At 69.9% G+C, this 11888-nt stretch carries 12 protein-coding genes; 6 read left to right on the top strand and 6 right to left on the bottom strand.

The annotated features are described in order from the left end of the window. Positions 1–192: 192 nt before the first annotated feature. From ABIC65_RS18970 to ABIC65_RS18960, 3 genes are all read left to right on the top strand, one after another. Positions 193–1593, top strand: a complete 1401-nt coding sequence (locus ABIC65_RS18970) for an amidohydrolase (RefSeq protein WP_354310884.1) — start codon at positions 193–195, stop codon at positions 1591–1593. 53 nt (positions 1594–1646) lie between these two features. Continuing rightward, positions 1647–2900: an amidohydrolase family protein gene (locus tag ABIC65_RS18965; RefSeq protein WP_436286753.1), complete on the top strand. Its 1254-nt coding sequence runs from the start codon at positions 1647–1649 to the stop codon at positions 2898–2900. Positions 2901–3009: 109 nt separating this feature from the next. Beyond that, entirely contained in the window at positions 3010–3378 is a 369-nt protein-coding gene (locus ABIC65_RS18960) for a hypothetical protein (protein ID WP_354310788.1), read from the top strand. 78 nt (positions 3379–3456) lie between these two features. Here the strand turns inward: ABIC65_RS18960 and ABIC65_RS18955 are convergent, their stop codons facing one another. Further along, complete coding sequence (locus ABIC65_RS18955) at positions 3457–5937, bottom strand: PhoX family protein (protein WP_354310786.1); 2481 nt, start codon at positions 5935–5937, stop codon at positions 3457–3459. Between the two features lie 159 nt (positions 5938–6096). Here ABIC65_RS18955 and ABIC65_RS18950 point away from each other — a divergent pair, with 159 nt between their 5' ends. The 3 genes from ABIC65_RS18950 to ABIC65_RS18940 are packed head-to-tail and all read left to right on the top strand — an operon-like array spanning position 6097 to position 7531. Then, positions 6097–6651: a hypothetical protein gene (locus ABIC65_RS18950; RefSeq protein ID WP_354310785.1), complete on the top strand. Its 555-nt coding sequence runs from the start codon at positions 6097–6099 to the stop codon at positions 6649–6651. Continuing rightward, positions 6648–7103: a hypothetical protein gene (locus ABIC65_RS18945; RefSeq protein WP_354310783.1), complete on the top strand. Its 456-nt coding sequence runs from the start codon at positions 6648–6650 to the stop codon at positions 7101–7103. The genes ABIC65_RS18950 and ABIC65_RS18945 overlap by 4 nt, the downstream gene beginning before the upstream one ends. After that, positions 7100–7531, top strand: coding sequence for a hypothetical protein (locus ABIC65_RS18940; RefSeq protein WP_354310781.1), 432 nt, complete (start codon positions 7100–7102; stop codon positions 7529–7531). The genes ABIC65_RS18945 and ABIC65_RS18940 overlap by 4 nt, the downstream gene beginning before the upstream one ends. Here the strand turns inward: ABIC65_RS18940 and gspD are convergent. The 5 genes from gspD to gspG all read right to left on the bottom strand — a co-directional run bounded on the left by gspD (position 7525) and on the right by gspG (position 11862). Next, on the bottom strand, positions 7525–9630 hold the full coding sequence (gene gspD / locus ABIC65_RS18935; protein WP_354310779.1) for a type II secretion system secretin GspD: 2106 nt from the start codon (positions 9628–9630) through the stop codon (positions 7525–7527). The two genes, ABIC65_RS18940 and gspD, sit on opposite strands and share 7 nt — an antisense overlap. Positions 9631–9645: 15 nt before the next feature. Beyond that, positions 9646–10440, bottom strand: a complete 795-nt coding sequence (locus tag ABIC65_RS18930) for a type II secretion system protein N (RefSeq protein ID WP_354310777.1) — start codon at positions 10438–10440, stop codon at positions 9646–9648. Continuing rightward, positions 10437–10787, bottom strand: coding sequence for a type II secretion system minor pseudopilin GspI (gene gspI, locus ABIC65_RS18925; protein WP_354310775.1), 351 nt, complete (start codon positions 10785–10787; stop codon positions 10437–10439). Before gspI ends, ABIC65_RS18930 begins: the two co-directional genes overlap by 4 nt. Further along, positions 10784–11320: a prepilin-type N-terminal cleavage/methylation domain-containing protein gene (locus ABIC65_RS18920; RefSeq protein ID WP_354310774.1), complete on the bottom strand. Its 537-nt coding sequence runs from the start codon at positions 11318–11320 to the stop codon at positions 10784–10786. The genes gspI and ABIC65_RS18920 overlap by 4 nt, the downstream gene beginning before the upstream one ends. Positions 11321–11391: 71 nt before the next feature. Next, positions 11392–11862: a type II secretion system major pseudopilin GspG gene (gene gspG / locus ABIC65_RS18915; RefSeq protein ID WP_354310772.1), complete on the bottom strand. Its 471-nt coding sequence runs from the start codon at positions 11860–11862 to the stop codon at positions 11392–11394. Between the last annotated feature and the right edge of the window lie 26 nt (positions 11863–11888).

Here is an 11888-nt window from a genome sequence, read left to right as displayed (position 1 = left end):
TCGAAGCCGAGGCCACGATGTGCTCAGCATCGGTTAATTCTACACGAAAAGCCATAGGGAGATGCACGGAATTCCGTCGATTCCGGCATCTGTTTCGCGCGGGTGCTTGCCAAAAGCCGTGGGCACGGCAATCAATTGCGCGGGGACCATCACAAGAACATCAGGGAGTCACGCTTGATCCGAAGCTTCGCCATGGCGGCCGCCTGCGTCGCCCTAACCGCCTGCGGGGGAAGCGGCGGCAAGCCCGCCAGCGCCTCCTCCACGCCCGCGCAGAAGGGGCCGGGCCTCGGCAAGGGGTATAGCCATGACCCCTATCCCTCCACCTATCGCCGCTATCCGGGCGTGCCGACGCTGCTGACCAACGTCACCATCCTCGATGGCGAGGGCGGCCGGATCGACAAGGGCGCGGTGCTGTTCCGCGACGGCAAGATCGTGGCGGTGGGCCAGACCCTCACCGCCGAGGCGGGCGTGACGGTGATCGACGGGCAGGGGAAATATGTCACCCCCGGCGTGATCGACATCCACAGCCATCTCGGCGACTATCCCTCGCCCGGCGTCGATGCGCTGTCCGACGGCAACGAGGCGACCGGACCGGTCACCGCCGATGTCTGGGCCGAGCACAGCGTCTGGCCGCAGGATCCTGGCTTCAGCCGCGCGCTGGCCAATGGCGGCGTGACGACGCTGCAGATCCTGCCGGGCTCGGCCAACCTGTTCGGCGGCCGCTCGGTGGTGCTCAAGAACGTGTACGCCCGCACCATGCAGGGCATGAAGTTCCCCGGCGCGCCCTATGGCCTGAAGATGGCGTGCGGCGAGAATCCCAAGCGCGTCTATGGCAGCCGCGGCCGCGAGCCCTCCACTCGGATGGGCAATATCGCCGTCGATCGCCAGACCTGGGCCAAGGCGGCCGAGTACAAGCGCCGCTGGGACAAGTACGAGAAGGACGGCGGCGAGGCACCGGGCAGGGATATCGCGATGGACACGCTGCGCGGCGTGCTCGAAGGCGAGATCCGCGTGCAGAACCACTGCTACCGCGCCGATGAAATGGCCAATGTCATGGATATGGCCAAGGAGTTCGGCTACCACGTCTCGGCATTTCACCATGCGGTGGAAGCTTATAAGATCGCCGATCTGCTGAAGGCGAACGCCACCTGCGCCGCCGTCTGGGCCGACTGGTACGGCTTCAAGATGGAATCCTACGACGCGGTACCCGAGAACCTCGCCATCCTCGAGAAGGAAGGCGCCTGCGGGATGATCCATTCGGACGACGCCAACGGTATCCAGCGGCTCAACCAGGAAGTCGCCAAGGCGCGCGCCTCGGCGATCCGTGGCGGCTTCGACGTGTCCGAGGCGACCGCCTGGAAGTGGCTGTCGATCAACCCGGCGATCGCGCTGGGCATTTCCGACCAGACCGGCAGCCTGCGCGCGGGCAAGATGGCGGACGTGGTGCTGTGGAACGGCAATCCGTTCAGCGTCTACACCCGGCCGGAAATGGTGTGGGTCGACGGAGCGCTGCTCTACGACGCCAAGGATCCCAAGCGCCGTCCGGTTTCCGATTTCGAGCTCGGCCAGCCGGGCGAGGGGGATGTGAAGTGAGCAAGACCCTGTTTCTCGCCGCGGCGGCCTGTGTGGCGCTCGCGGCCCCTGCGATGGCGCAGGATGTGGCGATCACCAACGCCAAGCTGGTGATCGGCGACGGTTCGGCCCCGCTCGAGGGCGGCACGGTGGTGGTGCGCGGCGGCAAGGTCGTCGCGGCGGGCCGCGGTGTTGCGGTGCCGGCGGGCGTGGCGGTGGTCGATGCCGCCGGGCGCTATGTGACGCCGGGCATCTTCGCGGGCTTCACCCGGATGGGCATCGTCGAGGTCGACGGCGTCGGCGTGACCAACGATGCCGCGGCGGGCAGCTCGCCGTTCAACGCCGCGCTGGACGTGACGCCCGCGGTCAACCCGCGCGCGACGCCGATCGCGATCAACCGGGCCGACGGCGTCACCCGCGCCGTGGTCGCGCCGGATGTCAGCAAGGGATCGATCTTCGCCGGCCAGGGCGCGGTGATCGATACCCGCAGCGATCTCCACGCCGTCGCCCGTCCGCGCGCCTTCCAGTTCATGGAATATGGCGAGAGCGGCGGCCGCGTCGCCGGAGGCAGCCGCCCCGCGGCGATCGCGATGCTCCGCAACGCGATGCTGGAGGCGCGCGACTATGCCCGCAATCCGGCAAGCTTCGCCGATCGCGGCAAGGACGCACTGCTCACCCGCGCCGATGCCGAGGCGCTGGCGGCGGTGGTGCAGGGCAAGGTGCCGCTGCTCGTCCATGTCGAACGCGCGTCGGACATCCTGGTGCTGCTCCAGCTCAAGCGCGAGACGCCGGGGCTGAAGCTGGTGCTGGTCGGCGCGACCGAGGGCTGGACGGTGGCAAGGGAGATCGCCGCCGCCGGGGTGCCGGTGCTCGCCAATGCGCTCAACGACCTGCCGGCGAGCTTCGAGCAGTTGGCCGCCACCCAGTCGAACATCGGCCGGATGCAGGCGGCGGGCGTGCTGGTCGGCGTCGGCACGATCAACGACGACGAGGCGCGCCAGGCACGGCTGGAGAAGCAGTTCGCCGGCAACCTGGTGGCGCTTACCCGCGTGCCCGGTGCCACGGGGCTCAGCTGGGACGCGGCCTTCGCGGCGATCAGCTCCAAGCCCGCCGAGGCGATGGGCATGGGCGAGGCCTACGGCTCGCTCAAGGCCGGCCGCGCCGGTGACGTGGTGGTGTGGGACGGCGATCCCCTGGAAATCGGCAGCCAGCCGGTGAAGCTGTATGTCGACGGGATCGAGCAGTCGCTCACCACCCGCCAGACCCGGCTGCGCGACCGCTACTGGAAGCCGGAGGAAGGCGCGCTGCCCAAGGCGTATCAACGCTGATCAGACGCGTTCAATACGGAACCTTCACGATCGCGGAAACTTTGGCGGTCAGGTGGAACGAGCCCGGCGCGGCAGGATGCGCGCGCCGGGCGATCAGGAGTATCGAACGATGCGGAAACATATCCTTCTCCCCACCCTCGCAGCGCTCGCGCTGGCGGCATGCCATCAGGGCGGCGAGGCGACCGGCAACGCCGCGGCGGACAATGCCGCCGAGGCGAACGCGGTGGTCGAGAACGGTGCGGTCGGCAACAATGTCGCGGCCGAGGTGATCGCGATGAACGATGCGCAGCGCAACGTCGTCTTCATCCGCGCGATCATGGACGCCGGGCTGAAGTGCGACCATGTCGAAAGCTCGCAGCGCCTGGACGACCAAGACGGCAACCCGATGTGGCGCGCCAATTGCAGCGGTGGCGTCGCCCACATGGTCACCATCACGCCTGACGGCACGGCCAAGATCGTCAGCCGCACCGACCGGTGACGCGGCAAGCGTCTGACGTTGACAAGCAAAAAGGGGAGGCCGTGGGGCCTCCCCTTTCTTTTTAGCCTGCCTCCGGCCTCAGAGGCCGACGACGCCGCCGTCATTCTTGGTGATCACCACTACCGCCGAGCGCGGACGCACCGTCGCCGCCACGGTGCCGCCGGCCTGGCTGTCCGGCCAGTGGCTGGTCGGCTGTGCCGGGTTGGTCGCGCCTTCGCCCGGGTGCTGGATGCCGACGAACAGCGTGCGGCCGTCCGGCGTCGAATCCACGCCGGTGATCTCGCACTCGACCGGGCCGACCAGGAAGCGGCGCAGGTTTGCCCCCGGCGCCGCGCCGATGCGGGTCGCCTGGGTGGCGGTCGCGCCGCCCGTGCCGGTGTTGGTGATCGTCCGCGCGCCGCCGTCGCCCACCGTGCCCGGCTGCGCGGCGAGCATCATGCAGTTGGTCACGTCGGTATAGGCGCCGTCGTCGGTCTGCAGCCACATCAGCGGCTTGCCCTGGCCGCCCGCATGGCTCGAGCGCGCGAACACCATGCCGTCGGGGCTGGAGAAGTCGTTGCTGTCGTCGAGCGACGAGAGGTTGATGTTGGTCTTGTCCAGATCCGCGCCGGCACCGAAGGCATAGATGTCCCAGGTGAAGCTGGTCGCCTCGGTGCTGGCTTCCTTCATGCGGATGACGTGGCCGTTGGGATTGCCATATTGTGCCGATTGGGACGTGCCCTTCGGATCGTTGTAATGGCGCGGATTGGCCGCGTCGGTGCCGTTCAGCGGCCGGCCGGCGGCGGTGTTGTTGGTGAGCGTGACATAGATTTCGCCGGTGACCGGGTTGACCGCGGTCCATTCCGGACGATCCATCGGCGTCGCACCGACCGCATCCGCGGCGAGGCGGGCGTTGACCAGCACGTCGGCCTGGTCGGCAAAGGCATAGGCGGCGTTGCTGCCGTCGATGCCGTTCTGGCCGAAGACCAGCGGCAGCCAGGTGCCGGTGCCGTCGGCGGCGAACTTGGCGACGTAGAGCGTGCCGGCGTCGAGATACTTGTCGCCCATCGCCAGACGATCGGCGGCGTTGGCATCGGCCGCGACCCAGGCGGTCGCCGAGACGAACTTGTAGATATATTCGCGGCGCGAATCGTCGCCCATGTACCAGGCCGGCTTCTTGCCGACGACGAACGCGCCGGGCCAGCAGCCTTCATGGCCCAGACGGCCGAGCGCGGTGCGCTTGCGCGGCGTCGAGGTCGGCGCATAGGGATCGATCTCGACCACCCAGCCGAACTGGTTCGGCTCGTTGCGGAAGTCGTCAGCGGCGGTGCCGGTGCCGGCGCGCGCGTCCCAGCGGCGGAACAGCGTGTTGGCCGCATCGCCGGCGACGACGGTCGCCCAGCCATAGTTGCCGCTGTTGCTGGTCACGCCATAGCGGCTGAGCGCGGTCTGCTCCTTGGTCGAGCGGTTGGCAGTGTCGCCGCTGCGCAGGAAATAGCCGGCCCAATTCTCTTCGCAGGTGATCGCGGTGCCCCAGGGCGTGGTGCCGTTGGCGCAGTTGTTGATCGTGCCGCGGCCCGCCACGCCGGTGGGCGAATAGACGGTCTTGAGCAGGTTCGACCCCTTGGCCGGGCCGCTGAACGCCATCGGCGTCGCCGGGGTGATGCGGCGGTTGTACGGCGAATCCTGCTTCACGCTCCACGCGCGGCCGGTGCCCTCGCTCAGTTCGGTGACCGAGACGCCGTGGCAGTCGATTTCCTTCTGCGCCTCGGCCTCGGGGCGAACGCCGCCGGGGGCGGTGGCGCCGCTCACGTGCAAATACTGCTGGTTGATGTTTTCGTGGTTCTGCACGAGCAGGCCGCGCGTCGAGCTGGTCGCGTCGCGGGCGGTGCCGTCGGCGCTCAGGCCGTACCACCAGAGCGCGTCACCATGGTCGCCGATGCGCTGGGCGAAATTGGTGTCGGTGCCGTCGTTCTTATAGGCAGGCACGCCTGCGGCGATCGGATCGCCAGTGCGGTTGATCACGCCCACGGTATAGCCGGCAGGCACGGTAACGACGTCGAGCTTGTTCTTGGCAACGGCGGTGAAGCCAAGCGCAGACGGGCTTACCGTGACGGTGGTGGTGGCGCTGTTGGTCTTGCCCGACGAATCCGTGGCGCTGAACTGGAAGGTCAGCACGGTATCTGCCGAGACGACCGGTGCGAGGAACGTGGGGTTGAGCGTGGTGGGGTTGTTGAGGGTGACGGTCGGGCCACCCGTCTGCGTCCAAGCCCTCGAGGCGACGCCCTTGTCGTCCGTCGCAAGCCCAGCCAGCGTTACGGTGCGGCCGGAGTTCGTCGTCGTGGCAGCTCCCGCGTTCACCGCCGGGGGCGTATCGCCGTCGCCGATTGCGGTGTTGTTGTCGCACGCCGCGAGCAGCGACCCGCCCATCGTCGCGGCGACGATCGCGCTCGAGCCGCGCAGCAGCGTGCGGCGCGAATAGCGCTGGTCGGCGAGTTCGTTGAGCGTTACGGCGTCGCTGCGATTGGTGTCCACATCGCCATCGCTATAGCCGAACGACGACTCGATCAGGTCGGTCATTGGATTCCCCTCTGTTGCCGGGCCTCCACATCCCGGTTGCAAGCTGCCCATGGGGGGCTCGCGTGAAACGGTGATGGATGTTGCGTTACTCGTTGGTGGCAAGTCGGCGGCGATCATGTGACACTTGCCAAGGTGGCATCCGAAGCTAAGCGCAGCCGGATGACCATGGACGCCGGACATAGCGATCCTTCGCCGCCGCCAAGCCTTGCCGCGCGTCTGGGCGGCTGGGCGCGCGACCGGCGTCGATTGCGGCGCAGGGCCGGTCCCGATGCTCCGGAAGGTACCGGTCGCCGCTGGGTGACCCCGGTACTGGCGGCGCTGATCACGGCAGGCCCGCTCGCCACGCTGGCGGGCGCCACCCTGCTGGCCCATGCCGAGGAGCGCGAGACGACGCGGTTGGAAGCGACGCTGGCGCCGCGCCGCATCACCGAGCAGCGACGCGAGGCGGCGCATGGGGTGCTTTCTGCCGCGATGCTGCGGCCCGGGCCGGCGGCGCTGCTCGACGGCGTGGCGGCCGCCCTGCCTGCCGATGCGGCGTTGGTCCGGGCCGAGCGCAGCGCCGACGGTGCGCTGGCGCTGGAAGTATCGGTCAGCGATCCCGACGCGCTGCGCAGCGCGCTGCGGCGGGTGCCTGCCCTGGCTGGCCTGCGCGACGTCCGGCAGCAGGAAGGCGAGGGGCGGACGCTGGTGCTGCTGCGACAGGTCGCGCCATGAGCCGTCGGCCGATCCTCTGGGGGGTGCTGATCGGGCTGCTGCTCGCCGCGCTGCTCGCACCTTGGACCGGGATCGCGCTCGGCCGTCTCGCCAAGGCGCGGGTGGCCCGGGCTTCGGCCGTTGCTGCGATGGCGGCGCCGGCATCGGGTGCGCCTGTTCTCAAGCCCGAGCTTGCCTTCGCGGCTGCAGACGCACCAGCGGCGATCCGCGCGCGCATTGAACGGCTGGCGCATGGCGGCGGGGTGCTGGTCGAAGCGATCGCGCCGACGGCCGCACCGGCGCCGCTCGTGATGGTGCAGCTGCGCGTGTCGGGCCCGGAAAAGGCGGTGCTCGCGCTTGCCGACGCGATCGAGCGCGAGCTGCCGCTGCTGCGCTTCCGCAGCTGGCGGATCGAGTCGGCGGAAGGCGGCGGCGTGCGCCTCTCCGGCCTATTGGTCGGAGCGGTGCGATGATCCCGCGCGCGCAGCTGCTGGCCATGGGTGCCGCGGCGCTGGTGGCCCTCGCGCTGCCGATCGCGCTGCTGCAGCCGGGCGCGACGCCGACTGTGCGGACGCCGCACGCACTGCCGCCGCTGACCGCAACCGCCGAACCGCCGCTCACCCACATCTTCGACCGGCCGCTCTTCGCCGCGCCCGTCACCGGGAGCGAAACGCTGCCAGCCGACGCGCCGCAGCTGACCGGCATCGTCGGCCGGCTGGGCAGCGATGCGGTGGCGCTGGTCCGCACCGCGCAGGGGAGCAGCCGCAGCCTCGCGATCGGCGACAGCGTCGACGGCTGGCGGCTGGAATCGCTGTCGATCGACGCGGCGCTGTTCAGCCGGGGCGGGCAGCGAGCGCGGGTGCCGCTGCCCGCCGCCGATCCCGAGCCGGCGGCTCAGTAGATCCCGTCGATCTCCACCTTCAGCCGCGCCGGCGGTGGCGCGAGCAGCAGGCTGTTGCGCTTGGCATTATCCAGCTCGTCGGCACGAAGGCGCGCATAGCGGTCCTTGGTCGCCGCGCTCGCATCGGCACCGTCGCGCAGGATCGTCGGCTTGAGGAAGATGAACAAGGTGCGCTTCTGGCGCTGTTCCCTGCGGCTCTTGAACAATTCGCCGATCAGCGGGATGTTGCCCAGGATCGGCACCTGCTGGCGGGTGTCCTGGTAATCGTCGGCGGTGAGGCCGCCCAGCACGATCGTCGAACCGTTGTCGGCGAGCACCGTGGTGTTGATCGCGCGCTTGTTGGTGATGATGTCGGACGCCTGCGACACCGTGGTGCTGGCGATCGCGGAGGCCTCCTGGTTCACCTGCAGGCGGATCGTGTCGCCGGCGTTGATCCGCGGCAGCACGCGCAGGGTAATGCCGACGTCCTTGCGCTCGATCGTGTTGTATGGCGTCGCCGAGCTGGAGTTGGTGAGGATCGAGCCGGTGACGAAGGGGACATTCTGGCCCGCGATGAACTCGCCCGCGACATTGTCCAGCACCGTGATCTGCGGCGTCGACAGCAGGTTCGCGCGGGTGGAGGTGCCCAGCGCCTGGAGCAGCACGGAGAAATCGTCGCCGATCTTGAAATTGGCGGTCAGGCCGCTGGCGCCCGTGCCGAGCAGCGATCCGGCAGGCACGCCCAGCGCGGTGAGGATCGCACCGAGCGACGCCCCTCCCGCGTTGAACGAGGTGCCGGCGCCGGTAACCTTGTCGAGCACCGCGCCGCTGGTGCCGAGCTGCACCGCCAGCGCCTCGGCATCGTCGCCGGTGATTTCGGCGATGGCCGCTTCGATCAGCACCTGCGGGCGGCGGACGTCGAGGTCGCGGATCAGCGGCTCGATCGAGGCGATCGCGCTCGGCGCGCCGCGGATGACGATGGCGTTGAGCTCGGGGGCGGGCTGCACCGTAAGGTCGGGGGTGGAGAAGCCCTTGGGCGTCTTCGGCGTGGTCGACTGCATCGTCGGCGTCGTGGTGCCGGTCGCGGCCTGCACGCCGGTGCCGCTGATGCCGTTCGTGCCGTTCGTCGCACCGGTGGCGCCGGCGAGACCGGCCATGCCCGCCGCGCCGGTGGACAGGCTGCTCTGCGAGGCAAGGCGCGAGAAGGGATTGCTGGTGCTGTTGGAGAGGCTGTTCGCCACCGGATTGTCGGTGCTGTCGCCCAGGCCCAGCACGCCGCGCAGCACGTCGGTCACCGTCTCGGCATCGGCGTAGTTGAGCCGGAACATGCGGGTGATCGGGGTGGAGCCGCCCGGCAGGTCGAGCGAGGCGACGATGCGGCGGCCTTCCGCCACCGAGGCGGGGGTGCCGCGCAGGATCACGGTGTTGCTGCGCTCGTCGGCCGCGACGCGGGTGCCGCCGCCCTGGTCGCCGCCCAGCACGTTCTGCACCGCCTGTGCGACCGCCGGCGCGCTGCCGTTCTTGAGCGCGATCGCCGCGAACGTCGCGCCGCCGCCGCCGTCGAGCTGGCGGATGATCGATTCGATCCGGCGGACATTGTCGGCATAGTCGGTGATGACGACGGCGTTGGGCGCGGTGATCGGCTCGACGCTGCCGAAGCTCGCCACCAGCGGACGGGCGATGCGCGCGGCATCGGCCGACGGCACGTTGGAGAGGCGGACCATCCGCGTCATCAGCTCCTGCCCGCCAATGCCGCGCGCCGGCAGCCCGCCGTCGCGCACCGCATTGGCGGCGGGCACCACGCGCCAGGCGCGGCCCGAGCGGACGGCGGCATAGCCGTTGGCGCGCAGCACCGACTGGAACAGGTCCCACACGCCGTTCGGCGTCAGCGGGCTCGACGAGGTGACGGTCACCACGCCCTTCACCGCCGGATCGAGGATAAGCGTACGGCCGGTGATGCGCGAGATCTGGTCGGCGACGTCGGCGATCTCCACCCCGCGCATGTTGATCACCACATCGGCGGCGTCCTGCGGCGCGGCGGCGGTCTGGGCGGCGACCAGCACCGGGTCCAGGAGCATCGGCGCAAGCGCGAGGCAGGCGAGGGCGGGGCGAATCTTCACGCGGTTTTCTCTCATCTAGCGCAGCGGGACGGTGAGCGAGATCCGCCGCCCGTCGCGCAATATCTGGATCTGGGCCGAGCCTGCGGCCTGCGCGGCGGCGAAGGCGGCATTGGCCGCCTGGGTATCGGTCATCTGGGTGCCGTTGACCGAGGTGATCACGTCGCCCGGCTGCATGCCCGGCGGCCCGTTGGCGCCGATGCGGAAGCCGTCGGCGGTCTGGGTGGCGCCGAGCTTCTGCAGCGCGGCGGCACTGTTGCCCGGCAGTTCGGGCGGCGGCTGGATGCCGGGGCCGGCACCCGGCGGTGGCGCCTGGCCCGCGGGCGCCGCGGCTGCTGCGGCCTGGCGCTGCTCGGGCGAGAGGCTGGGATCGGGGAAGGCGAGGAATTCGCGGCGGCCGCCATTGTCGAACAGCACGCGGTCGCGCTGGATCGCGGCGATGGTCGCACCCTCGATTTGCTGGCCGACGCGGAAGCCGGTGGCGGGCGCGCCGCTCACCGCGATGAAGGCGGTCGAAAGTTCGGCCGGGATCGCCGCGACGATGCCCTTCAGCTCCAGCGGCAGCGAGGTCGGCTGCGGCGCATCGACGACCATCGGCTTGCCGAACGGCGCCAGCGCGATGGCGGGCGCCATGTCCGGCGCGATAGCAGGGCCGCTGCGGCCCGAGGGCACGGTGATCGCGCCGGTGCCGGCATGGCCCGCGATCCGCCAGGTGAGCCCGGCGAGCGCGACGGCGACCGAAACGACCATCGCGCCGGTCAGCAGGTCGAGCGCGGTGCGGGTCTGGCGCGGGGTGAGGGCGAGGCGGGTCATCCCTTGCGTCCGTCCACGAAGCCGTCGAGCGATGCAAGCGGCGTCTTCTCGGCGAGCGGAAACACGTTGATGCGGACGCGCACGATTTCCGGATCCTGGGTGCTGCGCTTGTCGACCGCGATGCGCCAGCGTTCGCCCAGCATCTCCACCTGGCTGGCGCCCGCGATGCCGGCTTCCAGCTCGGCGAGCCGGTTCTCCGCCACCCACATCGCGGCGGCGCGACGCTCGACCCCGCGGGTCGAATCGATATGGGTCTGCACCGTGCGCATCAGCCCCACCGTGGCGATGGCGAGCACCGCCAGCGCGACCAGCGCTTCGATCAGCGAGAAGCCGCGGTCGTCGTTCATCGGGGTTTCGTCGGCACGGGCGTCGGGGCCGGGAGGGCGCTTGCGGTCAGCCCGTCGTAGCGGACCAGCCAGCGCTGGGTGCCATTGTCGATCGACGCCGCCATCGGCTTGCCCGATCCGTCGACGCCGAGCACCACCGGCGGGCGGGTGTCGAGCGTCAGGGTGATGCCGCCGGGCAGGGTATGCGGGGCGAGCGCGCCCTCGGTGCGCGCCGCCATCCGGCCGTTCGCACCGATCGTCGCAAAGCCATAGCCGTGCTTTTCCGCGGTGAACGCGACCAGCCGATCGCCGAGCATCGCGTCGTCGGCGGCCGCCTGCAGCCGCGAGGCGAGGCGGCGGGCCTCCGATTCGACGCTCGGCTTGCGGGTGGCCGCGCCGATCCCCAGCGTCACCGCCCCGGCGGCGACGCCGATGATCGCGAGCACGATCAGCATCTCGATCAGCGTCATGCCGGTTTGGCCAGCAAGCCTGTCATCCCGGCGAAAGCCGGGATCCATTCGCCCCTCCGCCGGGGCAGGAGCGACGACGGCCATGGCAATGGATCCCGGCTTCCGCCGGGATGACGATGGATAGGAGAGGTCGATGTCTACCCCCCCGGCGAACATCAGCCCTTGCCTTCGATGTCGGCGTCGACGCCTTCCCCGCCGGGCTTGCCGTCCTTGCCGAACGAGCGGATCGTGAAGCCGCCGCCTTCGGACCTGTATTCGTACGGCTTGCCCCACGCGTCGAGCGGCGGCGCCGAGAGATAGCCGCCCTGCGCCCAGTTCGCCGGCACCGGCGGGATGGTGGGCTTTTCCACCAGCGCCTTCAGGCCCTGCTCGGTGGTGGGGTAATCGCCATTGTCGAGGCGGTACATCTTCAGCGCGCCTTCGATGCTGGAGATGTTGCCCTTGGTGGTGGTCACCCGCGCCTCGTCGGGGCGGTTGATCACATTGGCGGTGATGAGGCCCGCGACCACGGCGATGATCACGAGGACGATGAGCATCTCGATCAGCGTCAGCCCGGCTTCGTGCTCGCCGATCTGGCGGAGCTTGCGCGGGGCGCGCTGCGATGCGATGTCACAAAATGGTTTCAAACTTATGCGCATCCCTGCCTCATGCG

Source organism: Sphingomonas trueperi (assembly GCF_040545665.1).
GTDB lineage: Bacteria > Pseudomonadota > Alphaproteobacteria > Sphingomonadales > Sphingomonadaceae > Sphingomonas > Sphingomonas trueperi_B.
The sequence above is the reverse complement of the archived record's forward strand: the minus strand, read 5'-3'. Positions and strand labels throughout refer to the sequence as shown.